The organism is Acinetobacter sp. 802_lipA, assembly GCF_058242885.1.
In genome coordinates this window covers 1599406-1625460 of the sequence record NZ_JBZAYP010000001.1, presented here as the reverse complement: position 1 = coordinate 1625460, position 26055 = coordinate 1599406, and the positions used below count along the sequence as shown (strand labels likewise).

24 protein-coding genes and 2 pseudogenes are annotated in these 26055 nt (G+C 41.9%); 17 read left to right on the top strand and 9 right to left on the bottom strand.

Translation table 11 applies throughout. The features are described from left to right. Window positions 1–14: 14 nt before the first annotated feature. Window positions 15–617 (top strand): annotated as a pseudogene (locus AC4CU3_RS08160) (alpha/beta fold hydrolase). Window positions 618–646: 29 nt separating this feature from the next. On the opposite strand, the gene AC4CU3_RS08155 reads toward AC4CU3_RS08160, so the two are convergent. Beyond that, window positions 647–1249 (bottom strand): SPOR domain-containing protein, encoded by a 603-nt coding sequence (locus AC4CU3_RS08155; protein WP_004684390.1) that lies wholly within the window; start codon window positions 1247–1249, stop codon window positions 647–649. Between the two features lie 278 nt (window positions 1250–1527). Next, a complete protein-coding gene (argS, locus tag AC4CU3_RS08150; RefSeq protein WP_183175638.1) occupies window positions 1528–3333 on the bottom strand; it encodes an arginine--tRNA ligase in 1806 nt (601 codons plus the stop codon). Between the two features lie 177 nt (window positions 3334–3510). Between argS and AC4CU3_RS08145 the strand changes: the two genes are divergently transcribed. Beyond that, entirely contained in the window at window positions 3511–3795 is a 285-nt protein-coding gene (locus AC4CU3_RS08145) for a DUF2798 domain-containing protein (RefSeq protein ID WP_004684392.1), read from the top strand. An 8-nt stretch (window positions 3796–3803) separates the two neighbouring features. Here the strand turns inward: AC4CU3_RS08145 and AC4CU3_RS08140 are convergent, their stop codons facing one another. Continuing rightward, entirely contained in the window at window positions 3804–4403 is a 600-nt protein-coding gene (locus AC4CU3_RS08140; protein ID WP_183175637.1) for a YfjT/YkfB family phage-associated protein, read from the bottom strand. A gap of 250 nt (window positions 4404–4653) precedes the next feature. Here AC4CU3_RS08140 and AC4CU3_RS08135 point away from each other — a divergent pair, with 250 nt between their 5' ends. The 3 genes from AC4CU3_RS08135 to AC4CU3_RS08125 all read left to right on the top strand — a co-directional run bounded on the left by AC4CU3_RS08135 (window position 4654) and on the right by AC4CU3_RS08125 (window position 10590). Beyond that, the gene (locus AC4CU3_RS08135; RefSeq protein WP_087013913.1) at window positions 4654–6354 is read left to right on the top strand and encodes an NAD-dependent malic enzyme; all 1701 of its coding nucleotides are present in this window, start codon (window positions 4654–4656) and stop codon (window positions 6352–6354) included. 151 nt (window positions 6355–6505) lie between these two features. Continuing rightward, window positions 6506–9820 carry a type VI secretion system Vgr family protein gene (locus AC4CU3_RS08130; RefSeq protein WP_234954977.1) on the top strand — a complete coding sequence of 1105 codons (3315 nt, stop codon included), beginning with the start codon at window positions 6506–6508 and terminating at the stop codon, window positions 9818–9820. Between the two features lie 2 nt (window positions 9821–9822). Further along, entirely contained in the window at window positions 9823–10590 is a 768-nt protein-coding gene (locus tag AC4CU3_RS08125; protein WP_490738083.1) for a LysM peptidoglycan-binding domain-containing protein, read from the top strand. Here the strand turns inward: AC4CU3_RS08125 and AC4CU3_RS08120 are convergent. After that, entirely contained in the window at window positions 10525–11550 is a 1026-nt protein-coding gene (locus tag AC4CU3_RS08120) for an IS30-like element ISAba125 family transposase (RefSeq protein WP_004994718.1), read from the bottom strand. The genes AC4CU3_RS08125 and AC4CU3_RS08120 overlap by 66 nt on opposite strands. A 61-nt stretch (window positions 11551–11611) precedes the next feature. On the opposite strand from AC4CU3_RS08120, the pseudogene AC4CU3_RS08115 reads away from it, so the two are divergent. Together AC4CU3_RS08115 and AC4CU3_RS08110 are read left to right on the top strand one after the other, a co-directional pair. After that, window positions 11612–13099: pseudogene (locus AC4CU3_RS08115) on the top strand (peptidoglycan-binding protein); the annotation flags it as partial. A 4-nt stretch (window positions 13100–13103) separates the two neighbouring features. Continuing rightward, complete coding sequence (locus tag AC4CU3_RS08110; protein ID WP_062031737.1) at window positions 13104–13862, top strand: hypothetical protein; 759 nt, start codon at window positions 13104–13106, stop codon at window positions 13860–13862. A 45-nt stretch (window positions 13863–13907) separates the two neighbouring features. Here AC4CU3_RS08110 and AC4CU3_RS08105 read toward each other — a convergent pair whose 3' ends face one another. Beyond that, a complete protein-coding gene (locus tag AC4CU3_RS08105) occupies window positions 13908–14828 on the bottom strand; it encodes a Dyp-type peroxidase (protein WP_058868673.1) in 921 nt (306 codons plus the stop codon). A 161-nt stretch (window positions 14829–14989) separates the two neighbouring features. Between AC4CU3_RS08105 and AC4CU3_RS08100 the strand changes: the two genes are divergently transcribed. Then, window positions 14990–15610, top strand: coding sequence for a LysE family transporter (locus AC4CU3_RS08100; protein ID WP_183175634.1), 621 nt, complete (start codon window positions 14990–14992; stop codon window positions 15608–15610). Here the strand turns inward: AC4CU3_RS08100 and AC4CU3_RS08095 are convergent. The 4 genes from AC4CU3_RS08095 to AC4CU3_RS08080 are packed head-to-tail and all read right to left on the bottom strand — an operon-like array spanning window position 15591 to window position 18158. Further along, complete coding sequence (locus AC4CU3_RS08095) at window positions 15591–16088, bottom strand: 2-thiouracil desulfurase family protein (RefSeq protein WP_058868675.1); 498 nt, start codon at window positions 16086–16088, stop codon at window positions 15591–15593. The two genes, AC4CU3_RS08100 and AC4CU3_RS08095, sit on opposite strands and share 20 nt — an antisense overlap. A 4-nt stretch (window positions 16089–16092) precedes the next feature. Continuing rightward, window positions 16093–16893: a zinc ABC transporter permease subunit ZnuB gene (gene znuB / locus AC4CU3_RS08090; RefSeq protein ID WP_004984031.1), complete on the bottom strand. Its 801-nt coding sequence runs from the start codon at window positions 16891–16893 to the stop codon at window positions 16093–16095. A 3-nt stretch (window positions 16894–16896) separates the two neighbouring features. Then, window positions 16897–17679 carry a zinc ABC transporter ATP-binding protein ZnuC gene (gene znuC / locus AC4CU3_RS08085; protein ID WP_183175633.1) on the bottom strand — a complete coding sequence of 261 codons (783 nt, stop codon included), beginning with the start codon at window positions 17677–17679 and terminating at the stop codon, window positions 16897–16899. Further along, window positions 17664–18158, bottom strand: a complete 495-nt coding sequence (locus AC4CU3_RS08080) for a transcriptional repressor (protein WP_058868677.1) — start codon at window positions 18156–18158, stop codon at window positions 17664–17666. Before AC4CU3_RS08080 ends, znuC begins: the two co-directional genes overlap by 16 nt. Before the next feature lie 141 nt (window positions 18159–18299). On the opposite strand from AC4CU3_RS08080, the gene AC4CU3_RS08075 reads away from it, so the two are divergent. The 9 genes from AC4CU3_RS08075 (at window position 18300) to atpD (ending at window position 26048) form a co-directional block, all read left to right on the top strand. Then, window positions 18300–19139: a metal ABC transporter solute-binding protein, Zn/Mn family gene (locus AC4CU3_RS08075; protein WP_490738081.1), complete on the top strand. Its 840-nt coding sequence runs from the start codon at window positions 18300–18302 to the stop codon at window positions 19137–19139. A 171-nt stretch (window positions 19140–19310) separates the two neighbouring features. Next, window positions 19311–19709 carry an ATP synthase subunit I gene (locus AC4CU3_RS08070; protein ID WP_004684416.1) on the top strand — a complete coding sequence of 133 codons (399 nt, stop codon included), beginning with the start codon at window positions 19311–19313 and terminating at the stop codon, window positions 19707–19709. Window positions 19710–19816: 107 nt separating this feature from the next. Beyond that, window positions 19817–20692 carry a F0F1 ATP synthase subunit A gene (atpB, locus tag AC4CU3_RS08065; RefSeq protein ID WP_004684418.1) on the top strand — a complete coding sequence of 292 codons (876 nt, stop codon included), beginning with the start codon at window positions 19817–19819 and terminating at the stop codon, window positions 20690–20692. 84 nt (window positions 20693–20776) lie between these two features. After that, complete coding sequence (gene atpE, locus AC4CU3_RS08060; RefSeq protein ID WP_000424060.1) at window positions 20777–21022, top strand: F0F1 ATP synthase subunit C; 246 nt, start codon at window positions 20777–20779, stop codon at window positions 21020–21022. A 38-nt stretch (window positions 21023–21060) separates the two neighbouring features. Beyond that, window positions 21061–21531, top strand: a complete 471-nt coding sequence (locus tag AC4CU3_RS08055) for a F0F1 ATP synthase subunit B (RefSeq protein ID WP_004684420.1) — start codon at window positions 21061–21063, stop codon at window positions 21529–21531. A 12-nt stretch (window positions 21532–21543) separates the two neighbouring features. Next, window positions 21544–22080: a F0F1 ATP synthase subunit delta gene (locus AC4CU3_RS08050; protein ID WP_004984037.1), complete on the top strand. Its 537-nt coding sequence runs from the start codon at window positions 21544–21546 to the stop codon at window positions 22078–22080. A 44-nt stretch (window positions 22081–22124) separates the two neighbouring features. Then, complete coding sequence (gene atpA / locus AC4CU3_RS08045; RefSeq protein WP_004684423.1) at window positions 22125–23669, top strand: F0F1 ATP synthase subunit alpha; 1545 nt, start codon at window positions 22125–22127, stop codon at window positions 23667–23669. Window positions 23670–23757: 88 nt separating this feature from the next. After that, on the top strand, window positions 23758–24627 hold the full coding sequence (atpG, locus tag AC4CU3_RS08040; RefSeq protein ID WP_004984038.1) for a F0F1 ATP synthase subunit gamma: 870 nt from the start codon (window positions 23758–23760) through the stop codon (window positions 24625–24627). A 26-nt stretch (window positions 24628–24653) separates the two neighbouring features. Then, window positions 24654–26048: a F0F1 ATP synthase subunit beta gene (atpD, locus tag AC4CU3_RS08035; RefSeq protein WP_104221778.1), complete on the top strand. Its 1395-nt coding sequence runs from the start codon at window positions 24654–24656 to the stop codon at window positions 26046–26048. Window positions 26049–26055: the final 7 nt, after the last annotated feature.

Genomic DNA, 26055 nt, shown 5'->3' with positions numbered 1-26055 from the left:
TGGGTGGTGATGGTTTGAACTTGATTTTCTTACCCGGTGCATCGGGCAATACGGCATTTTGGCAACCTGTCATACAGTGTCTTCCTTAGGATTATTCAACCATGGTCGTCGCTTATCCGAGCTTTGGTGACTATCCTGATGATGTGGATATACAGAGTTTTGAGGGCTTACAAGACGATGTATTGAATCAAATCCAACAGCCTTCTGTGGTCGTTGCACAATCGATGGGCGGCATTTTTGCAGTACAAGCTGCCTTACAAAAGCCTGAGCAGGTGCAGGCTTTGGTACTCGTGGCAACCTCAGGCGGGATTGATTTAAGTCCTTTTCAACTGGCGGATTGGAGAGAGGATTATCAACAGAGCTTTACGGTTCCTGATTAGTTTGTTCAGCATCAGTCTGATTTGACAGACAGTCTGGAGCGTATCCAGTGTCCAGTTTTGTTGATTTGGGGCGATGCAGATCCGATTAGTCCTGTTGCGGTGGGGCAGGCATTACACCGTCAAATATCACATGCAGAATTGCACATCGTGTCACAGGGACAACATGATTTGGCTTATGTGCATGCGGAGCATGTTGCGCAATTGATTCAAAATTTTCTCGTCAAACTCAGAGTATAAAAAAGGACGCCGAGGCATCCTTTTTTGTTTTAGCGTTTGACCACAATTGAGTCAATGCCACTATGTTGTAGGGTTTGTTGCGCAATCACTGCGGCTTCTTGCGAGTCATATGGCCCTGAAATCACGCGATACCATGTTTGGCCACCTTCAACGGTTTTGACGACATCGGCAGAGAGACCATTTAAGATAATTTCTGCACGACGTGCATCGGCACTGTCTGGGTCAGGGTAACTGCGGACTTGCAATATAAAACTTGGCGCTTGCGGTGTCGGTGCTGCTTCGGTTAAACCCGGTTCAGCAGGGGTGCTTTCTTCGGCAGCAGGTGCTTCAACAATCACCACAGTGCTTGGATTGTCTTTGGTTTCAGGAATGGCTTGATCAGGAATCGGCGTCACTTGCTGCTGTGGCAGTAGGTCATAGAAACGGTAGTCTTTATTGGTTTCTTCTTGATAATGTTCCGAAGTGATTTGCCCTTTCGGCTTCACTGGTGCCCAAGGTTTCCACAGTAACAGTGCTACAGCAAAACAGAGCACGATTAAAATGACCACAAGTGTACCGAGCCAAGCTGGAATCAGTGGCTTTTTGGGTTTGTTCGGTCTTTCAGATACACCGCGCTGCGTTTTTCCAAACACGTGGAAACCTCTTTTCTTCTAATCAATATGAGGGACTGGCCCATTCTTTGCTTTATTTTAGTACTTGGCCTCAAGCAATTAAAAGAGGCGTCATTGTAAAATAAAGAATCGCTTTGCAAAATTCAAGTTTCACAAAGCGAACAATACATCGGGGTTGATATGGCTACTTCGGGCAAAGCCCTTCATCTTGCGACGATGTACAAAGCGTTGCTTTTTACATCGGTACCTCAAGCATAGCTTTCGGTCTTACAGCCATGTGTGAAGCTTTGCTTTGCTGGTTACATCGTCTCAGGTGCAGACACACCTAGTAACTCTAAACCATTACGCAAAACTTGTTGTACGTTTATTGAAAGTAATAAACGGGCTTGCGAAAGGGCAATATTCTGTTCGTCGATAATTCTTGTATTATCCAAGTTATACCAACCATGAAATAACGCCGCGAGTTCTTTCAAATAGTTACCCACTTGGTGTGGTTCATAGCTATTTGCTGCACGAAGCACAATTTCAGGATAGGCCGCAAGTTTGGCAAGAATTTCAGTTTCAGCGTCAAGAGTTAATAAGGTCGCATCGTAATCAGCTGCTTTGCTACGATCAAAAGTAATGCCTTTTTCAGGTGCTTTCACATCGACCATACGATTGACACGTGCATGCGCATATTGGATGTAGTACACCGCATTGTCTTTGCTTTGTGAAACTGCAAGGTCTAAGTCAAAGTCAATGTGTTGCTCAGACTTACGCATCACGTAGTAGAAACGCGCAGCATCATTGCCCACTTCTTTACGCAGGTCGCGTAAAGTCACGAACTGACCAGAACGAGATGACATTTGTACCATCTCACCACCACGCCATAGGCTGACGAACTGAACTAAAAGCACAGTCAGTTTTTTCGAATCATACCCCAAGGCATCAATGGCTGCTTTGACCCGTGAAATATAGCCATGGTGGTCTGAGCCCCAGATATCAATGATATCGGTATAGCCACGTTGTAATTTGTTCAGATGATAAGCAATGTCAGAAGCAAAGTAAGTGGTTTGCCCATTACGACGTTTCACAACACGGTCTTTTTCATCGCCAAATTCAGTCGATTTGAACCAAATGTTGCCGTCTTTTTCGTATAAGAAACCACGTTGTTCTAAAGTGACTAAAGCTTCATCAATTTTGTCTGTCAATGAGGCTTCGCTGAACCATTGGTTAAAGGTTACGCCAAACTCGCCCAAGTCATCTTTGATGTCATCTAAGATCGCGTTAAGCGCTGCTTGGTGGAATACGCGGTAAGCTTCACCGATTAAGCTTTGTGAATTATGAATCAAACCATCAATGTGCTTTTCTTTGTCGCCTGAAAGGACAACTTTATTGCCTTCAGCATCGAGTTCTTCTGCATATTGCACATCTTCAGGAACATCTTTATACACATCTGCTACAGGGCGAACGTAAGCATCGCCATCAGCATCGATAATACTTTGCGCGATTTCTTTAACATAATCGCCTTGATAGGCATTTTTAGGGAAAACCAGTTCTTGGCCTGTTAATTCGAGGTAGCGTAAATAGGTAGATGTTGCAAGGATGTCCATTTGACGGCCTGCATCATTCACATAATATTCACGGTCTACGGTTGCACCTGTTGCTTCAAGCAAGGTTGCAACCGTCATCCCATAGGCTGCGCCACGACCATGACCAACGTGCAAGCTAGACGTTGGGTTGGCAGAAACGAATTCTACTTGTATTTTTTTCGCAGCATTGGCTTGAGTGCGGCCAAATTGCTTGCCTTGCGCTTGAATTTGATCAAGTACAGCAAAACGTTGGTCAGCATTTAAAAAGAAGTTAATAAAGCCAGGGCCTGCGATTTCTGCTTTGCTGATGTCCGCCACTTCTGGCAGCGCAGCAAGAATTTTTTCGGCTAAATCACGAGGCTTCATACCCGCAGCTTTAGAGGCAATCATCGCGATATTGGACGCGAAATCCCCGTGGCTTCGGTCTTTGGTACGCGTCAAAGTACTGCTGTTGTTCCAGTCTGCTGGAAGGATACCTTCAGCTTGAAGGTTTTGTACTGCGTGCTCGAGAGCTGCTTGGATTGCCGTGTTCATATTCAGTCGAAAATTTGATGTCGCAGAAAAACGCTAAATATAGCAAATTTCCACGTCTTTAGGTGAATCCATTTTCATAGAATAAAAAATGTTCGAAAACTGCTAACGATTGCGCTGCAATAAACATGAAAAGCGCAGTATGATGAAAACTAAAACGCATATTTTTAAGGATAAAACGTGTCTGAACAGCGGCCGATGATTATTGGCAATATTCCCAAGTTACCAGCAAAATATGCCATGTTTATTTTGCCGTTTTTTATCTCATTTTTTATGAGTGGCATTATCTCGATGATCAATCTTTGGCGCAATTTGGGTTGGGTGGACAATTTCCTACAGGTTTGGCTGTCCGCATGGATGATGTCTTGGGTGGTGGCTTATCCTGTAGTGCTCATTGTACTGCCGATTGTGCGCCGTTTGACTGGTGTATTTGTCGATATGTCACATTTGAATCCACCCAAATAAGCCCCATTTTAGCTATTTTCACGGCATGAGACAGGTTTGCTGAGGAGTTCTGCATTTTGGTTTTGAAAACGATACAGTTTACTGGCATGAAAAAGCTTAATCACTTTGGCACTGGCAAGCTGTTGTTGAAAACGACTTAGGGTTTGGCGTTGAAATGGATCAAAGGGATTGCCGTAGTTTTTGTTGTCGAGTAAAAACTGAATCTGTCCTGCTTCTTTATCATAGCCGTATAAGATACGTTTGCCTTGCGTATCTTGAAGCTCAAACGTAGGGGGGTGACTGCTGATTTTACAATTCAGACGTAGTGAGAGCACAAAGCCCTCAGTTGATTTGTTCTGTAGCTGATAAATCCCTTGTTTTTCATTTTCCAAATAGACCCATTGGTTCAAGGGTAAATTTGCACTGAGTTGTTCATATTGCTCGATGGTGGCTTTACTGATATCGACAATGCCTTTGGGATCGATTTCAGGCAGTTTTTCGTTATGACTAAATAGTCCTGTGATTTTATCATTCACTGTCTTTTGCGTTGTAGAAATAGATTGGCATGCTGTCATTTGTGTGATGTAAAGACATGTAAGGCTCAATAACATCAATTTTTTGATGATCATTTTTAATATAAAGAAGAAATAAAAGCGCTAGCTTAGCTTGAGCTTTATTCAAGTTCAAATTTTATCCATGCGCTATTTGGCTGAAAGATTGCCGCAAACTTGATTTTTATTTTCAGACTAAATCGCTTTGATAATTGCATCACGCTTATAAATATCAAAAGACGAGCAAATGACGCTAAGCTAGTAGCCGAATTAGATGCATAGATTCTCCCCATAGGTTCATCTAAATCTATGTATAACGAGATAGGTAATGACGACAGAATATTTAAAGACAAAACAACCCTTATACATCCCTTATGCGGGCAATACCTTACTTGAGTTGCCGCTGTTAAATAAAGGATCGGCGTTTACGGAAGAAGAGCGCACTCGCTTCAACTTGCATGGTTTAATTCCACATGTTGAAGAAAGCATTGAAGAACAGAGTCAGCGTTCTTATCAACAGTACTGCGCTTTTAATGATGCGATCAATAAGCACATTTACTTGCGTAACATTCAAGACACCAACGAAACCTTGTTCTATCACCTCATTGAAAACCATTTAAGTGAGATGATGCCAATTATCTATACGCCAACGGTGGGTGAGGCCTGTCAGCGTTTCTCGGATATTTATCGTCGCCATCGTGGCACATTTATTTCCTATCCAGACCGTGCGCATATTGATGACATCTTGCATAACATCAACAAGAAAAATGTCAAAGTTATTGTGATTACCGACGGCGAGCGTATTTTAGGCTTGGGCGACCAAGGCATTGGCGGGATGGGTATTCCGATTGGAAAATTGTCGCTGTATACCGCGTGTGGTGGTATTAGCCCAGCTTATACTCTACCGATTACCCTCGATGTTGGGACCAATAATCAGCAGTTACTGAATGACCCGATTTATATGGGCTGGAATCAACCGCGTATCAGTGGTGATGAGTACTATGCTTTTGTCGATGAAGTGATTGCTGCAATCAAGCGTCGTTGGCCGAAAGCGTTGATTCAATTTGAAGACTTCGCGCAAAATAATGCCATGCCGTTATTGAATAAGTACCGTGATGAAATCTGTTGTTTTAATGATGATATTCAAGGTACGGCAGCCGTTTCTGTGGGCAGTTTGATTGCTGCATCACGTGCGGCAGGTAAACAGCTCAAAGATCAAACCGTTGCCTTCTTAGGTGCGGGTTCAGCAGGCTGTGGGATTGCTGAGCAAATTGTTGCGCAGATGAAAGTTGAAGGTTTAACTGATGCCGAAGCGCGTGCACGCGTGTATATGGTCGATCGTTTTGGTTTAATCACTGAAAATCAGCCGAATCTACTCGATTTCCAACGTAAATTGGCGCAAAAGCCAGACGTGATAGCGCAATGGGGCAATGCTGAAGAGGTGATTTCACTGCTCGATGTCGTGAAAAATGCCAAACCTACCGTGTTGATTGGCGTATCGGGTCAGCCGGGCTTATTCACTGAAGAAGTGATTCGTACTTTGGCTTCGAACTGTGATCGTCCGATTGTGCTGCCACTGTCTAATCCAACGTCGCGTGTTGAAGCCGTGCCAGCAGATATTATTCACTGGACGGATGGCAAAGCTTTGATTGCGACAGGCAGTCCTTTTGCCCCTGTCAATTATCAAGGCAAAATTTATAATATTTCGCAGTGCAATAACTCATATATCTTCCCGGGCATTGGGTTAGGCGTGATTGCCGCTAATGCAACCCGTGTGACCGATTCGATGTTAATTGCATCGAGCAATGCTTTGGCAGATTGTTCCCCGATGTTGACCAACCCTACAGCAGATTTATTGCCTGAGATTGATGAAATTCAGAAAGTCTCTAAGCTGATAGCCTTTAAAGTGGCCAAAGCAGCAATGGATGCAGGTGTAGCCCCGATTATTAGTGATGAGCAATTGCAACACGCGATTGAGAAAAACTTCTGGAAGCCAGAGTATCGTCACTATAAACGTGTTGCCTTCTAAAGCTGAAAATGAGATTGAACAAAAAGGAGCGTAATGCTCCTTTTTGTTTTTTGAGAGCTGCGTCTTCATTAACATTATTTTACTAGATTAAAAAAAAGACATTTTGTACACTCCGCGCACAAGTATAAAAACCAATAACTTAACAATGATCATGTTCAATTCTATTTATAAAATGCTGGAATCCTTTGGATTCGGCTCACAAAAACGTGCTTTGCATATTCATTTTTCCAATTCGGCTTTGAACACACAGGTGTTTATTCAGCGCATTGAGGGCGAGCACAGAATCAATCAAGGCTTAAAAGCTGAAATTCTATGTCTATCGACCAATGCTTATCTGCCTTTAAAACAGTTTATTGGTGGGCGTGTCGCGGTTGATCAGGTCACGGATGTGGGGCAGCTTTCTCGTCTGACGGGGGTGATTACCAGTGCCAGTCAGGGGCAAAGTGATGGTGCGCTAACTGTTTATAAACTTACCGTTGAAGATGCAACAGCACTGTGGCATAAGCGCAGAAACAGTCGCGTGTTTATGAGTAAAAGTGTTCGTGAAATCACTGAAACTCTGTTTAGCGAATGGCAAAGTCACAGTACGTTATTTGCAGCCAGCTTAAGTCTGAACTTAGACGGTTTGAGCCGTGATTATGATGTACGACCCTTTGTCATGCAGTCTAATGAAACCGACGCTGAGTTTCTCACTCGACTATGGCGGAGTGAAGGGATTAATTGGTTGATCGATGAACAAGCTCCGACGGTGCTCAGTTCGTCGGAACTGATTCAGGCACAGCAACTTCGTTTGATGGATGATAATCAAGCTTTTACAGCACTGGGCCGCCGAAAGATTCGTTTCCACCGCAGCCATGCCACTGAGCCTTTTGATAGCATCACCAGTTTTATTGCTGAACGTCACTTACAATCCACCACGGTACAGACGCAGCGTTGGCAAGCGCAACATTTAGCTCAAGATCAGAGTCAGGCTGTATTGAGTGCACATCAGCATAGTGATCAACAAGACAATGAAAGTTTGGGTCTGGAACAAGTCTGGTGTGTCAGTCCAGCATGGACGGCTGATCTACAAGGTGAGGATCAGGCCACGTCTGCTAATAGCAGTCAACTAGATCGTCTCAACCAACAACTGAACCAATATCATGAGCTTCAGGCCAAATATTTCACAGCAAAAAGTAGCGTTCGAGATGCGCAAGTGGGCTATTGGTTTGAAATGGTGGATCATCCTGAAATAGACCAACATGTGTCCGCAGAGCGTGAATTTCTCATTTTAGGCAAAGTTTTTTATAACCAAAATAATTTACCCAAAGAGTTGCTACAGCAAATCAATTTATTACTAAAAGAAAGTCGCTGGCAAGGTCTAAGTGAGGAACGACAAGCCAATGAACTCTTTGTCGTACGCCGTGAGGTCAAAATTGTTCCTGAATATCAAGCGTGGATACACCGTCCAGCAGCCCATCCTTTACGCGCCAAAGTCGTCGGGCCTGAAGGGGAAGAAATTTATGTGGATGCATGGGGAAGGATTAAAGTTCGCTTCATGTTTACACGTAGTGATGACCATGCTCATGATGGTGGCGCGGGTGCAAATGACAATGACACGGACTCGGCTTGGGTCGATGTATTGACCCCATGGGCGGGTGAGGGGTATGGCGCACGTTTTCATCCGCGTGTTGGAGAAATTGTGGTCATCGACTTCTTTGAGGGGGATGTCGATCGACCCTTTGTAGTAGGACGCATTCATGAGGCCGAGCGCCACCAAACCATGTTTGATGTGAAAGGGACATTGCCTGCGACGAAAAAACTCAGCGGGATTCGTTCACAAGAGGTTGCAGGGCAAGGCTTTAACCAACTGCGTTTTGATGATACGACAGGGCAAATTAGTGTGCAGCTACACAGCAGTCATGGAGCGAGTCAGCTCAATCTCGGTAACCTCAGTCATCCAAAAGAAACTGAGAACAGTGATGGGCGTGGTGAGGGGTTTGAGCTAAGAACGGATCAATGGGGAGCCATGCGTGCAGGCAAAGGCCTCTTGATTAGTACCTATGCACAGGATCAAGCGGTCGCAGATCATTTGGCTGCATCCGAAGCCCAGTCCATCTTGCAGCAAGGTCATGACAGTATGCACATGCTGAGTACTTTGGCTGTTAAACAACAGACTGATGCACTGAATGTGATCAATCGTCTGCCTAAATTGATTCAGTCTGTAGAGCTAAAAGGGGCCAATCAAGCCCTCCAAGCAACTGTTGGTTTATTTAAAACTGCAGTCAGTCAGGATCCGATTTCGGCATTAAAAACGTGTGGTGGTTTTATTGAGGATATTCAAAAATTTGGTCAAGACACAGACAATTTGATCAATGAATTTAAAGATTATTTTCAGGATGCAGAGGCTTCAATAGAAAATTTAAAAGCCTTTATTGATAACCTCGAAGAACATGGTACAGATGCTTTAAAAAGTCAGTTGCAAGGCGTGAAAGACAAATTGAATGCGGATCCACTCGGCGCTTTAAAAGATGTTGGTAAAGTGATTGCGAATGTTGATATGAGAGACTTTGACCTGACCAGTGCTTGCGGAAGCTTTAATAAAGGCAGCAAATTGGATGTTAATCCCATGCAGGCATTGGGCTCCATGCAAGGTTTTATGGAGACATATGCTCAAGAGGCAGAGCAAACGCAGGATACTCAGAATCAAGCTCAAGCGAAGATCTTTCGTCAGGCTTTAATGCTGCTGGCTTCCCCCAATGGTATTGCTTTAACGACGCCTGAAGATATTGTTTTACAAGCTTCTCAAGACATTGCTGAAAGCGCACAGGGGTCCATTAACTTAAGTGCCCAGAAGAATATTATTGCGCATGCGCAGGATAAAGTGAGCTTATTTGCTGCACAAAAAGGGCTAAAAGCATTTGCAGCAAAAGGAAAAGTCGAATTACAGGCACAAGATGATGCGATAGAGGCGATTGCGCGTAAGGTGATTAAGCTAATTTCAACAGAAGATAAAATAGAAATAACCAGTCCGAAAGAAATTGTACTGACTGCTGGTGGTTCACAGCTCAAAATTAATGGGGATGGGATTTTTACGACAACAGGTGGAAAGTTTGAAAGTAAGGCGGGTCAGCATAGTTTTGTGGGTGGTGCAAAAGTATCTTATGAGGTTCCTGAATTACCTTGCTCTTCTACTTTTAGCAATCGGCTAGATATTTATAATTTATTTTGGGCAAGTGATTTTAATCAGCTCAGTTACAAAGCTTTTATTCCTGAGACAAATGCATTTATTGCAGGGGTAATAGATGAACATGGCCGTACAGGAAAAATTAACACATCAGACCCAACAAAAGTCCAAGTACTTGTTGGGTCTGATGGTGAATGGGGTTTACGAGTCGAAAGTTTTGATGAAGATGATTTTAGTATTGATAAAAATGTAAATGGTGAGAATTTAGAAATAAATCATAATGAAAATAATAAGGATTAGAAATGAATAAAAAATCATTGGTTACTATACAAATTTTAGATTTATTTGGAAGCCCAATTCCTAAAGTTCAATATAAAGTGACGAACCAAAGGACTGGACAGGTTATTGCAGCTGGTGCAACAAATTCTAAAGGGTGCATTGTTGAAATTAGCCGAGATAAAGGTACAGCATTAGATGTTCATGTCAAAAGTATGTTTGATGGTTTAATGCTAAAAGTCCAAAGCTTTGTTATGTCGAGAGATAGGATGATTGTAAAGATTACGAGCCCTAAAGTTCTTTTAAACTTAACGACATTTACTAATCAGGGAAGTAATGGAGAATATAAAAGAAAAACACATGTTGTGAAAAAAGGAGAAACTTTATTTGATATCGCTCAGAAAAATAATACGACAGTTCGTGCATTAGAACGCCTAAATAAGATAGATGATCCAAATAAGATTTATATTGGTCAAGTGATTAAGTTGGAAGTAAATATTCCAGCTGCAGGAAATCATGTGCATCAACAAAAAGCAAAATCAGCCACACAACCAAAAAATCAATCGTCCCCTAGTACAACATCAAAAATATCTCAGAGGCAAAAAGCAAAAAAGCCTTCTCAGGCGAGCCCGCAAAAAAAGCAAGGTGATGGGCTTTTTTCAGGAAATTTAGGTAATGAAATCTTAAATAAGGTGAATGAGCTTTATGAAGAGGGTAAGAAGGCGAATTCAAACATGAGGTGCGACAGTTTCAAAAGCCATATGATAATCAACAAGCTGAGCAAATTTCTCTAATGGTGTAAGCCAATCTAACGCCTTTCTAGGACGAGTATTCAGTGACATGGCAACTTGATTTAAATAATGCTGATCTGCCTGATTTAAATCAATCCCTTTAGGTAAATATTGCCTAATTAAACCATTCATATTTTCGCATGTGCCTTTTTGCCAGGGTGAATGTGGGTCACAGAAATATACATCTATGCCTAAATCTTCTTCGAGTATTTTATGTTCTGACATCTCGCGTCCACGGTCATAGGTCAACGTTTTACGCAGTTCTGCAGGTAAATATTTCAGAGCTTCAGTTAAAGCCTTGCGCACTGATTCTGCCTTTGCATCAGGTAATGTTGCCAAGATACAGAGCCGTGTATTTCGTTCAATAAGTGTTGCTATCGAACTTTTATTGTCTTTACCTTTAATTAAATCAGCTTCCCAATGACCCGGTATTTTTCTTTCTTGAACTTCGGCTGGGCGCTCATGAATAGTTTTAATATCCTGTAATATAGAATCTTTTTTAGGTTCACCGTTAGCTTTTCGCTTTTTATTTTCATGACGCAGACAGGATAATAAGTCTTTTTTCAACTCACCCTTGGGTAATGCTCGTATCGTTGAATAAATCGTTGTATGGCTTACATTCATTGTTTGATCCAAATCAGGAAATGTCTTTAAACGCTTTGCTATTTGCTGAGGAGACCATAAACAACGGATCGCTTCAACAATAAATTTCCAGAGGATTGAATCGATTTTGAGTTTTCTGTGACCACGTCTACGTCTAGCGAAGGTGTTATCAGAAGCATATCGAGCTTGATAAACGTCATTGATGCTATTTCTTTTAAGCTCACGATAGATCGTACTAGGATGTCTTTTAATGAGTTCAGCAAATTTTCTGGCTGAAAAGCCTTCTTTTCTTGACTCAAGCATTAATGCAGTACGATCTTCAAAGTTAAGATGATGGTATGACAATTTTATATACTCCATAAACCCTTTAAATTAATTAGGTGGTTTATGTCGCACTTCAAGTTTTACTCTGCCGAATATACTCAATGAAACTGTCAATTTAGGCTCTAAAATCCCGACAGTTGAAGACCGTAGCCAAGAGAGTGGAACACCCAAAACGAATACTGAAAATTTATGTAAAACCAATCCTCAATGTATTTCATCAGGTAAAAGTGAATTAATTAGAGAAATTAATATTCGTTTAGCTGGGTCTGGTGGTGCATTACCCACAGATGAGTTTACTAACTTAACAGCTGCTTGTATTAGGCAATTTCAGAGAGATTATATGGGGGTGATTGAAACTGGAAAAATTTGTGGAAGTGTTTTATCCGCTTTGGATAAGTTTTACTATGAGTATCCAATAGCAAGTTTTATGGCGAAGGCTTCTTGTCCGTGTGGTGAGTGTTTAGGGTATGGTAATAATATTAGAGGGGTGAAATCAGGATTAAATACTGCAAATGAGTATCCAGGTTTACATAGGTCTTTAATATGGGTGTTGAAGGCATTAAGTTTTTATCTAAAAAATGATTTTAAATCTGAAAATATCGAAGTAGCATATATAGAGTCCGGGTATAGGTGTATCGAGAGTAATAAACAAAAGAAAAGAACTAGTGTTAACCATATGGGACTAGCTTTAGATATACATTTTAATAAAAATGGAGTTAGAACTACAGCTCCTCAAGATATGAATAAAATACGTAAAAGAATATTAGTAGCTAAGATGAATGCTTCAGAACAAAGACAAGATGATAAAATTTATATGGAGCCAGAAAAGTTTAATGATGGTTCTTCGGGAGCAAGTACATGGGTACATTACGATGTGACAAAATTTTCAATGGTTGCTAGAAATGAAATTTATTTTAAAAAAACAGTTAAAGATCTAAATGGAGAATTATTCTCTGTTCTACTAAAAGAAATAAATAAGCAATCTTTACTCAGTTGTTCTGGTATTATCTTTAAAAATGAAGCTCCTAAATCTAATATTTTAGAAAGTGAGTTGATTTTATCGAATCAAGATATTATTGATATTATGAAGGTAACGGAGACTGAAGTAATTAAATTTAAAAATGAAAATAATTTTAAACAACAAGCTGCTGGAGTTGTAGATACTATATTAAATAGGACGAAATCTGGTGTATGGGGAGGTACTGTGAGAAATGTTGTCAATGCACATCGTCAGTTCTCTAAAATAACAGGACCTAAAAGTTTAGAGCCATATGGTTCTGTTCAAAATATGCCAATGTCTGCTGTTAGCTCAAGGATAAAAAATTTCGTGAATAGTTATTTGATTGAAAGAGCAAATGGTCGCCCATCCATTGTGGGGGGGCATTTGAATTATGCAAATAAATATTATTCTGATGAATATAATCGAAAAGCATGGGTCAATGTTTTTCATGATAAAGCTGTTAGAGATGGTCTAATTTTTGGTCATGGAAAAGCAATTCATGCACATGGTACAGTTTCTGAATTAGAAGATAGTATTCCAAAACCATTTAAATTAAGACTTCCAGATAATTTTAAAGGAATTTAACACCATGTTTAATTTTAATTTTCTTTATTTAATTTTTTTTATAGGATTAGGTTTTCTGAATGTGGCATGTGCAAAAACTAGCACAAATGGCTGCAATTCAAATAATGTTGAGGAAAAATTTCAATGTATTAGAAAAGAAAATTTTCTTCTTGAAAAAGAGTTGAAGAAATTAAAAAACAATGAAAGAAAAGATTTTACCCTATGGAAAAAAGGTATTGAGAATAGATGTGAGAGTAAAAAATCTTATACTCTAGGGGAGGGTGTTGGATTGGTAAAGGAAGAGTGTTATAGGGGGGAATACATAAACAGGTTAAATGAAATTGGAAGAGATAATGGTAGAGTTTTAAAAGCAATTAATAAAAAAAATGATGATGGATTTTCTGTAACTTTATTACCTTATAATAGTGATGATCACATCAACTGTATTTTGAAAAATAGTAAGGCTGGTTGTGATAAAGTAAATTTAATTGATGTTTCTGCTTTATTGAAAGTTTATAACGAACTTGATGAAAATTATGGTAGTTCAGTTATCTTTCCTGAATCAAAAAATGGTGTGATCTTAATAGCATCTCCATCGTCTTCTGACTCTGGTCGCGCTGTAATTAATCTTACCTCAGTAAATGCATTGGGACTATTTAAAAAAATTACTATAGATGCTTCCAACAATATAACAATTAATGAAAACTATGAAATCTTTTATACAAAGAATGGGAAGTTGTTGAAAATTACTCTGAATAATAATGGAGAGTTTGTTGTTAATTGATTAAATTAGGAGTAACTAAAAATGATAGTTACTCCTAATTTAAACTCACCCTTCCAACACTGCTTCCAACAACTCTTCGCTCGGCGCAAAATAATAAGCACCGTCAACAGGAGTCACAAAATGAAGCATACGGTCATGAATTCCATCACCACTGGTGCCGAACATACGCAGTAACATCGCATCAATAATGTTTAAATCTTTCGTATAGGCAATAAAAAATAAACCTTGCTCACCTTTACCATCGCCATAAGGAAGCGAGTGACGTAGGATTTCCATTTCTTCGCCTTCATCATCTTCAACCACGACACGTGCAACGTGAGAATTTTCAGGCTTAACGTCATCATCTAGTTCAATACTTTCAAGTTTTGTCCGTCCAAAGACTTGCTCTTGAGCATCAACTTTTAATTTTTTCCACTTTTCCAAATCATGGCAATAGCGCTGCGCAAAGATAAAAGAACCATCGGCGAATACTCCTGCATCTTCACTTAATAAGGTCGTTGCAGCACGATCATCGGGGAACTGCGGGTTTTCAGTACCATCAATAAAACCAGTCAAATCTCGACCATCAAAATTGCGGAAACAGACTCGTTCATCTAAAACATCAACTTTCTCTTGGATGCCTTCAAAGAAGGATTGGCTAAGGGCAAAACAAATATCGGTACGCTGAGACGCAATATGAATTAAAACATCCGCAGGTGAAACAGGCATATTGAAAGAGCCATAAATGGGCTCTAGCTGTTTAAACCCTGCAGGCGCTGTAGGATGAAGTTGTGCCCAAAGTTCAGGGCCAAAAGCAACAGCTGTTTTAATCTGCGCATGTGGATGTTGGGTAATAAGGCGATCACGAGTTGAAAATAAATCTTCTAATTTTTCTTTAAGTTCTTCAATACTTAAATCTTTTAAACGTAAAACAATAAAACGGGCATGATCTGAAGGTAATGGTAGAATTACAGATTGGGCGGTCATTCATGGCTCCTAAAAAAATTGTTATTTCTATTGGCTGTACTTATTGTGCCTTATGCAGTTTCAGCTTCATAGCCTTAAGTGATAAATTCATTGATGAATAATAAACCCTAAAAGCATGAAAGATCATATAATCTAAAGGTCATTTTTTTCTCAATACCACTATGTCATTTCAAATTTGGCTTGGCTTTGTACTCGCATGTTGGATCATTAGTATTTCTCCAGGGGCAGGGGCCATTGCGTCAATGTCGAGTGGCCTTAACTATGGTTTTCGGCATGGTTATTGGAATGCGCTGGGTTTACAACTCGCCTTGTTGGTACAAATCGGTATTGTGGCGGCTGGGGTAGGGGTGCTCTTTGCCACAACGCCTTGGGCATTTTGGGCTGTGAAGTGGTTTGGTGTGGCTTATTTATTGTATTTGGCTTATTTACAATGGATGGCACCCATCCAATCGATTGAAATTCAACAAGAACAACCGACTAAATCGCGCTCTAAATTGGTGATGTATGGCTTTTTGATCAATATGAGCAATCCCAAAGCAATCGTATTTTTATTGGCTGTTTTACCACAATTTTTGGATTTGTCTAAACCACAGTGGAGTCAATATGCGGTGATGGCCGTCACGATGGTCACGATTGATTTGATTGTGATGGCGGGATATACGGGGTTAGCAGCGAAAGTTTTAAAACTCTTAAAATCTCCGCGACAGCAAAAATATCTCAATCGTACTTTCGCAGTGTTGTTCAGTTGTGCGGCGGGACTGCTTAGTTTGGTTCATCAGTAAGTTTAGTCTGCGTCAATTCTGCTAAAAATTGTTGTTCGGTAACCACATGTATACCGTGCTGACGAAATAGGGCGGCAGTGATTCCTTCCCCTGCAATTTTTTGTCCAGTAAATGAGCCATCATAAATACCATCGCTGCCACAGGATGGGCTATTGGCTTTGAGCACGGCATGCGTGACATGATTGGCTCGCGCTAATGCTAAAGCTTTGTAAGCACCTTGAATAAAGACATCGCTAAGCTGATGACTATCTGAGGAAAAAACCTGTGCGTGGCCTAATAAAACATCAGCACCTGACCCGTGGCGAATTTCTGCTGCGGGACGCGGGGTTGGAAGTCCTGCACTGACTTCAGGACATAAGCTGACATAATCTTTATCGAGCAAAGCTTGAACTAACTGAGAGACTAAGCAGTCTTTGCCGTCATAACGGACTTTTTGTCCGAGTAGACATGCGCTGATAAAATAACGTTTATGGCTCATTTATTTATGTCAGTTTTTTGAACTTCTGCGCGATAAAAATCAACGCAAACAAAATCGACATGGTTAAAACAATGCTGAGTCCTGTAGAGGTATTCAGCCCTGCACTGGACCATAAACCCACCGTCACCCCAATTTGCGCAATCACAAAGGCCCAAATCACCATTTGTTTTGGAGAGTGGGCAAGCAGTCGAGCGGTAAGTGCTGGAATGACAAGCAAGGCACCCATCAGTAAAGAACCTACTGCACGAAGCGCTAAAATGGTAAATAAAGCCAGTAGCAACATAAAAATCAAGCGTTGCCATTTCGCACTGACGCCTTCACTGACGGCCATATCAGGATCGATTGCGATTTGAATTTGAGCTTGCCAACTTTTATAAAGCACTGCCAACGCAACAACAATAACAGTGGCAAAAACGGGCAGGTCTGCCCATGTGATCGTGAGCAAATCACCAAATAAATAGCTGAGTAACTCAGGTCTTAAACTTGGAATATGTTGAATAAACATCAGACCCGAGCAGAGCAAGGTCGCAGAACAGAGTGCGAGTAAGGCGTCATTCGGTAACCGTGGATCATGCAACACCCAAAGGATCGCCACCAACAAGCCCGCAATAAAAGCCACACCCATCCACAGGGGCAACGCCATTGCTCCTGCAATCGCGACACCCAGTAATGTGCCATGTGCCATGGTGTCGGCAAAGAAAGACATGCGGCGCCATAGCATCAAACAGCCTAGTGGCGCAGTTAAAAAGACCAGAAGCGTGCCCATAATCCATGCAGGCAACAGCAGTTGTAACCATTCCATCATGACTTAAGCTTCCGGTTCAGGGTGAATGTGTGGGCGAGCGTCATGCTGACAAGGCGTTGCACTATCACCATGTGCGCAGTGATCATGATGATGTTGATAGAACACGCGGTTAGTACCAAAAATGGCTTGATACTCAGGGTGTTGTTGCACACTTTCAGGCAGGCCACTACAACAAATGTGTTTATTCAAACACACCACACGATGAGTTCCTTGCATGACCCACTGTAAATCATGTGAAACCATGAGCACAGCACAACCATATTTGGCGGGTAAACTGCGCACATAGTCGTACAGCTCAGCCTCAGACTGAATGTCTAAGCCCTGCATCGGTTCGTCGAGAACCAAAATATCGGGTTGACGTAACAGTGCACGTGCCAGTAAAACGCGCTGGCGCTCTCCACCTGAAAGCTGCTGTACTTTAGAATTTTCAAGTTTGCTGATCCCAGTATCGTGGATAATTTCTTGCTTGATTACAGGATCGCATTTTTCCAAAGCCAAAAGGTCTTTCACCCTAAGCGGTAGGCTATGTGAGGGATTAAATTTTTGTGGTACATAAGAAAACTTGAGTGGCTTTGTTGTTTTAATGTCGCCAGCATTAGGGTGCACAATACCCAACAGCACTTTAATGAGCGTGGATTTTCCCGCACCATTTGGGCCGATCAGGGTCACAATTTCCCGTTCATGTAAGACAAAATCGACATGCTTTAAAATGTCGCGTTCATCGATACGAACACTAATTTGGGAGAGTTCGACCAGAACAGGATCGAGGTTTATTTGTGGCGACACTGCTGACAAATTCCTGAAATTTCAATAATGCTATGTTGTGCCGTAAAACCATCGGCTGCGGAAAGTGCATCGAGTTGTTGTAATAATCCTTGAGCAGAGGCCTCTGTCACTGATTTGCAATCAGTACAAATGAGAAAGGCTGCTTGATGGCCTTCACGGGGATGGCAACACGGAATATAGGCATTAATCGAGGTGAGTCGGTGAATGAGGCCCTTTTCTAATAAAAAGTCTAAGGTGCGGTACACCGTTGGTGGGGCAGCAGGGCGGTCGGCATTGCTTTTAATTTTAGCCAATAAGTCATATGCACCCATTGGGCCTGTCGCATTCAGGATCAATGCCAAGACTTCTTTTCTTAAGGGGGTTAGGCGCGCACCAGTTGCTGCGCACAAGACTTCTGCTTCAGCCAAACGCGTCTCAACGTTGTGATGACCATGCACATCATGTAAAGCATGGTGGTGTTCGTGAGAACAAGCGCTCATAACAAACCTCAAGTGCAAAATTTATAAAAGAAAAACGACATTAAATCTTAACATGAAGCGCAGAGAGTTTCGATTAGGCATAGGTATTTTTGTCGATTTGTTATATTATAACACTAATTGTATTTCTAGTGATTGCTCCCCATGTCCCGTTTCTTGGCTTTTTTTGCGTTTGCGCTGTTTAGTAGTGTTGCTTGGACGCAAGACTTGGTTGTTTCTACACAGCCGATTTACTTGATTGCACAGGAAGTGACAAAAGGCATTGAAAAACCAACCTTATTGTTGGCCGATCAATCTGGACATGATGTGAGTTTGACCCCAATGCATCGTAAAATCATTCAGGATGCAGGTTTGGTTATTTGGTTGGGACGAGCACATGAAGCACCGCTGGATAAACTCCTGACCCCCAATGATAAAGCAGTTTCTATTTTAGATTCAGGCATTATCAATGTTTTACCACTGCGCAATACTCGTGGTGATGCCTTAAAAAATACCATCGATACCCATGTTTGGCTTGACCCAAACAATGCGGTACGCATTGGTTTCTTTATTGCGGGCCTGCGTTCACAGCAGATGCCTGAGTATAAGGAGCGCTACTGGAACAATGCCAAAATCTTTGCTCAGAAAATGTTGCAAGCCTCAGCTATATATAGTCAAAGTACCCAAGCTCGCCCGTATTGGTCTTTTCATGATGCCTATCAATACATTGAGCGACCTTTAAACTTACGCTTTGCAGGCGCCTTGACAGATGACCCACATATTGCCCCTACGGTTGCGCAAATCAAATACTTAAATGACAGCCGCCCTTATTCAAAGATGTGCCTTTTGGCTGAAGTGCATGCCAGTCAAGCACAATATCAAAAGTTGAACCCATTGGTTTTCCAAGCCGTTGATGAAAGCATGACTGGGGCAGGAGATTTTGTCAGCGCATGGAAGCAATTGGCTGATCATGTGCATAAATGTGTGCTAAATGCGCGAAAGTAACGCAAAAATTGAACAATAATTGATTAGTTTAAAAGCAATTTAAACATAGAAAAAAACTCGACTTAGGTCGGGAAAAGATTGCATGTTCAGGGGTGTAACTCTATAATGCCTGCGATTAAAAATAATCATCAGCTAAACTTGTCAAGCATGATTGTTGTGAGTGAATAAATAATGAGCCGAACTAGTCGCTTGATTGACCGACGATTAGCGAAAGCTTTAGTCCTCTTACAAGCATGTATGATTCCTGTTTCAGCCTTGATCGGCTGGGTCGTAAAAGACTCAACTGCAGCCCTGAGTGCAGCATTAGGTGCGCTCGTGTGTTGGCTTGCGACTTGCTATTTTTCATGGCAGTCGTTTCGAGCAGCAGGAGCTCGCGCTTCTAAACAAGTTCTTGCGAACATGTATAAAGGCATGATGGGTAAGTTTGCAATTGTGATTGTTGGTTTCATTTTAATTTTAAGCAATGTCAAACCGTTGTCAGCGGTGGCGTTGTTTTGTGGTTTTATGCTCGTTCAAACCATGACGTGGGTTGCTCCATTTTGGGTGTCGCGTCAACAAAAACGAGTTTAATAAGCACTACAAAAAATTGAAAAGTTTTTTAGGAGATGAACGAGATATCAAGCAGCACGCGATGTTCGTTCTCTCTATTTGTATTTGACATTGACCAGGTGTGATTTATGGCTGCTGAAGAACATGCCCTTACTTCGACCGAGTATATCAAGCATCACTTGACGAATATGACGTATGGCAAAATGCCAGACGGTTCATGGAAGTTGGCTGAGACTGCTGAAGAAGCTCAACAGATGGGGTTCACTGCTATTCACTTGGATTCAATGGGTTGGTCTATCACTCTTGGTGTGATTTTCTGTTTGTTGTTCTGGTGCGTAGCGAAAGCTGCAAACTCTGGTGTTCCAACCAAGTTCCAGTCTGCAATTGAAATGATCATTGAGTTTGTGGACTCAAGTGTTCGCGACACTTTCCATGGCAAATCACGCTTAATTGCGCCACTTGCATTGACCATTTTCGTGTGGATTTTCCTCATGAACGCAATGGACTTAATCCCAGTTGACTTTATTCCGTATACAGCTCAACTGATTGGTGCAAGTGTATTTGGTATGGATCCTCATCACGTTTACTTCAAGGTTGTACCTTCTACAGATCCAAACATTACCCTAGGTATGTCTTTATCTGTATTTGTACTGATCTTGTTCTACAGTATTCGCGAAAAGGGGATTGGTGGTTTCGTTGGCGAATTAGCACTTAACCCATTTAACCCAAGTAACCCAGTTGCAAAAGCGTTATTGATTCCAGTGAACTTAATTCTTGAATTAGTAACATTCCTTGCACGTCCAGTTTCATTGGCTCTACGACTTTTCGGTAACATGTATGCAGGTGAGTTAATCTTCATCCTTATCGCATTATTACCGTTCTGGATCCAATGGGCGTTGTCTGTGCCTTGGGCGATCTTCCACATTCTTGTTATCACGCTACAAGCATTCATCTTTATGATGCTGACTATCGTATACTTGAGCATGGCAAGCGAAAAGCATTAATGGTAATGCCCAACTATCACTGGATGGTTGGGCGCATAATTTTTTAATTTAATTTGGTATAAACCTAACCTCTGAGGAATTATCATGGAACTCACTTTAGGTCTAGTTGCAATTGCATCTGCTATCTTGATCGCTTTTGGTGCTTTAGGTACTGCGATTGGTTTTGGTCTTTTAGGCGGTCGCTTCCTTGAAGCTGTTGCACGTCAACCAGAATTGGCTCCACAACTTCAAACTCGTATGTTCTTAATCGCGGGTCTTCTTGATGCTGTGCCTATGATCGGTGTTGGTATTGGCTTGTTCTTCATCTTTGCTAATCCATTTGTAGGTTAATCAGCTTAATTCCTAAATTAAACTATTGAGGAATAGCAATGAATATCAACCTCACATTGATTGGCCAAGCGATTGCATTTGCGATGTTTGTCGCATTCTGCATGAAATTTGTATGGCCACCACTAATCAATGCGATTAGTGAGCGTCAGCGTAAAATCGCTGATGGCTTAAACGCTGCTGAAAAAGCAAAAGCTGATCTTGCGGATGCGCAAGCTCAAGTGAAAGCTGAATTAGATGCAGCGAAAGCGCAAGCGGCTCAATTGATCGAACAAGCGAACCGTCGCGGTGCACAATTGGTAGAAGAAGCTCGTACTCAAGCGTCAGCTGAAGGTGAGCGTATTCGTCAACAAGCAAAAGAAGCTGTTGATACAGAAATCAATTCTGCTCGTGAAGAATTACGTCAACAAGTTGCTGATCTTGCAGTAACAGGTGCTGAGAAAATTCTTAGCCAAAAAGTTGATGCTGAAGCTCACAATGCCATGCTGACTCAGCTGGCTGCTAAACTTTAAGAGAGGCGGATTATGGCTGAACTCTTGACGTTGGCACGCCCGTACGCTAAAGCAGCATTTGCTTACGCTTCTGAGCAAAATGCAACTGACTCTTGGTCATCTGCATTGAACTTGCTCAGTGCTGCGGTGCAAGACGAAGCATTTTCAGCTTTCTTAACTCGCCCTGAGCTTACTCCTGCTGAGCAGGTAAGTCTTTTTGCAAAAGTATTAGGCGAAGACCAAACTGCAGCAGTGTCAAACTTTTTGACATTGCTTGCTGAAAACAACCGTTTGGCGCTTCTTCCTGAAATTTCTGCTGAATACGAGCAGCTCAAATCACAGAATAACAATACTGTGGATGTAGTGATTGAATCTGCATTCCCATTGACTTCTGTACAAGAACAATTACTTGCACATGCTTTAGAGAAAAAATTCGAAGCTGCGGTAAATGTTTCTGTAGAAGTTAAACCAGAGCTTATTGCTGGTGTTGTTATTCGTGCAGGCGACCAAGTGATAGATGATTCTGCGCTTAACAAGCTAGAAAAAATGCGGACTCGTCTTCTTGCTTAATTGCATATGAAGACTGAACTTTAAAAAGATTGAGGTATAGCGCAATGCAACAACTGAATCCATCCGAGATCAGTGCGCTCATTAAACAGCGTATCGGCGATCTGGACACCAGCGCGACCGCTAAAAACGAAGGGACCATTGTTATGGTTTCCGACGGTATTGTGCGTATTCACGGCCTTGCTGATGCAATGTACGGTGAAATGATCGAATTCGACGGCGGCTTATACGGTATGGCACTGAACCTAGAACAGGATTCAGTGGGCGTCGTTGTTTTAGGTAACTACTTAAGCCTTCAAGAAGGTCAAAAAGCGCGTTGCACAGGTCGTGTATTAGAAGTTCCGGTTGGTCCAGAACTTTTAGGCCGTGTAGTAGATGCTTTGGGTAACCCAATTGATGGTAAAGGCCCAATTGATGCAAAATTAACTGATGCTGTTGAAAAAGTAGCACCAGGCGTAATTTGGCGTCAATCAGTGGATCAACCTGTACAAACTGGTTATAAATCAGTAGATACAATGATCCCTGTAGGCCGTGGTCAGCGTGAGTTGATCATTGGTGACCGTCAAACTGGTAAAACAGCGATGGCGATCGATGCGATCATCGCTCAGAAAAACTCTGGCATTAAATGTGTATACGTAGCTATTGGTCAAAAACAATCGACTATTGCTAACGTTGTGCGCAAGCTAGAAGAAACTGGCGCTATGGCGTATACCACTGTTGTAGCAGCAGCTGCAGCCGATCCAGCAGCAATGTTGTACTTGGCTCCATACTCTGGCTGTACAATGGGCGAATACTTCCGTGACCGCGGTGAAGACGCACTAATCATTTATGATGATTTGTCTAAGCAAGCTGTTGCTTACCGTCAAATTTCATTGTTATTACGTCGTCCACCAGGTCGTGAAGCGTATCCAGGTGACGTATTCTATCTTCACTCTCGTCTTCTTGAGCGTGCTTCGCGCGTTTCTGCTGACTATGTTGAGAAATTCACGAATGGTGAAGTTAAAGGCCAAACTGGTTCATTAACTGCATTGCCAATCATTGAAACTCAAGCGGGTGACGTATCTGCATTCGTACCAACCAACGTAATTTCGATCACTGACGGTCAGATCTTCCTTGAAACATCATTATTCAACGCAGGTATTCGTCCTGCTGTGAACGCGGGTATCTCTGTATCTCGTGTTGGTGGTTCAGCGCAGACTAAGATCATCAAAAAATTGTCTGGTGGTATCCGTACTGCTTTGGCGCAATACCGTGAATTGGCAGCGTTTGCTCAGTTTGCTTCTGACCTTGATGAAGCAACGCGTAAGCAACTTGAACATGGTCAACGTGTAACTGAATTAATGAAGCAAAAACAATATGCTCCATATTCAATTGCTGACCAAGCTGTTTCAATTTATGCATCTAACGAAGGCTATATGGCTGACGTTGAAGTGAAGAAAATCGTAGACTTTGATGCTGCGTTAATCTCTTACTTCCGTTCAGAAAATGCTGCGTTAATGCAAAACATCGATGAAACTGGTGATTACAACAAAGACATCGAAGCTGCAATCAAAGCAGGTATTGAAAGCTTTAAAGCGACTCAAACTTACTAATTTCAACTTCAGTTGGATTTAGTTTTGGTTTGGTTCACGGATCAACCTTCGAGGGCTCGAAAAGGCCTTCGAATACTAGGTTAAGCGTATGGCAAATTTAAAAGAAATTCGCGCCAAAGTAGCTAGTATCAAAAGCACGCAGAAAATTACTCGCGCGATGCAGATGGTAGCAGCTTCTAAGATGCGTCGTGCGCAAGAGCGCATGGCTCAAGGCCGTCCGTATGCCGAAAATATGCACCGTGTAATTGCTCACTTGGTTCAAGCGAATCCTGAATACAAACACCGTTATATGGTTGAACGCCCGGTTAAGCGCGTTGGCTATATCATTGTGTCTTCAGATCGTGGCCTTGCTGGTGGTTTGAACATTAACTTGTTCAAAAAAGTGGTTAAACACGTACAACAGCAACAAGAGCAGTCAATTGAAGTTCAATTTGCTTTAATTGGTCAAAAAGCGGTTTCGTTTTTTAAAAACTACGGCGGTAAAGTGCTGGGTGCTACGACAAATGTCGGTGATACACCAAGCCTTGAACAGTTATCTGGTTCTGTACAGGTGATGTTAGACGCATTTGATAAAGGCGAGTTAGATCGTATTTATCTTGTGTCAAACGGCTTTGTCAATGCCATGACTCAAAATCAAAAAATCGAACAACTTGTTCCTTTAGCAACTGCTGAAGAAAACAAGACCCTTAACCGTCAATACGGTTGGGATTATATCTATGAGCCTGAAGCTGAAGAGCTTTTAAATGGCTTATTGGTTCGTTATATCGAGTCTGTGGTATATCAAGGCGTGATCGAAAACATCGCGTGTGAGCAGTCAGCTCGTATGGTTGCAATGAAAGCTGCAACGGACAACGCAGGTGATTTGATCAAGAGCCTACAACTTATTTATAACAAGCTGCGTCAAGCCGCGATTACTCAGGAAATTTCTGAGATCGTTGGTGGTGCCGCTGCCGTTTAACATTATTTTGAATTGAGGAGACAGCAATGAGTAGCGGTCGTATCATTCAGATCATCGGCGCGGTTATCGACGTCGAGTTTGAACGTAACAGCGTTCCTAAGATCTATGACGCTCTCCACGTTGATGGCACTGAAACTACATTAGAAGTTCAGCAACAACTTGGTGATGGCGTAGTTCGTACTATTGCAATGGGTTCTACTGAAGGCCTTAAGCGTGGTTTGAACGTAACGAATACTAACGCTCCAATCTCTGTACCAGTGGGTACAGCGACTTTGGGTCGTATCATGGACGTTCTTGGTCGCCCAATCGACGAAGCTGGTCCAGTTGCGACTGAAGCGCGTTTGCCGATTCACCGTCAAGCACCTTCTTATGCTGAACAAGCAGCTTCTACTGACCTTTTAGAAACTGGTATTAAAGTTATCGACTTACTATGCCCGTTTGCTAAAGGTGGTAAAGTTGGTCTGTTCGGTGGTGCCGGTGTTGGTAAAACTGTAAACATGATGGAGTTGATCAACAACATCGCGAAAGCGCACTCAGGTTTATCTGTGTTCGCTGGTGTTGGTGAGCGTACTCGTGAAGGTAACGACTTCTATCACGAGATGAAAGACTCAAACGTTCTAGACAAAGTAGCAATGGTCTACGGTCAGATGAACGAGCCACCGGGTAACCGTTTACGCGTAGCGTTGACTGGTTTGACCATGGCTGAGTACTTCCGTGACGAGAAAGACGAAAACGGCAAAGGCCGTGACGTACTATTGTTCGTAGATAACATCTACCGTTATACACTAGCAGGTACTGAAGTATCAGCACTTCTAGGTCGTATGCCATCTGCAGTAGGTTACCAACCGACACTTGCAGAAGAGATGGGTGTTCTTCAAGAACGTATTACATCGACTAAGTCTGGTTCGATTACGTCAATCCAAGCGGTATATGTACCTGCCGATGACTTAACAGATCCATCGCCTGCAACTACATTTGCTCACTTAGATGCAACTGTAGTATTGAGCCGTGACATCGCATCTTCTGGTATTTACCCAGCGATCGATCCACTTGACTCAACTTCACGTCAGTTAGATCCACTAGTAGTGGGTACTGAGCATTACGAGATTGCTCGTTCAGTTCAAAACGTTCTTCAACGTTATAAAGAATTGAAAGACATCATCGCGATTCTTGGTATGGACGAACTTGCAGAAGAAGATAAGTTGACTGTTTACCGTGCGCGTAAAATCCAACGTTTCTTCTCTCAACCGTTCCACGTAGCTGAAGTGTTTACTGGTGCTCCTGGTAAACTTGTACCGCTTAAAGAAACGATTCGTGGCTTTAAAGGTCTTTTAGCTGGTGAATATGACCACATTCCAGAACAAGCGTTCTATATGGTTGGTGGTATTGACGAAGTAATTGCTAAAGCTGAGAAACTTTAATTAGTTA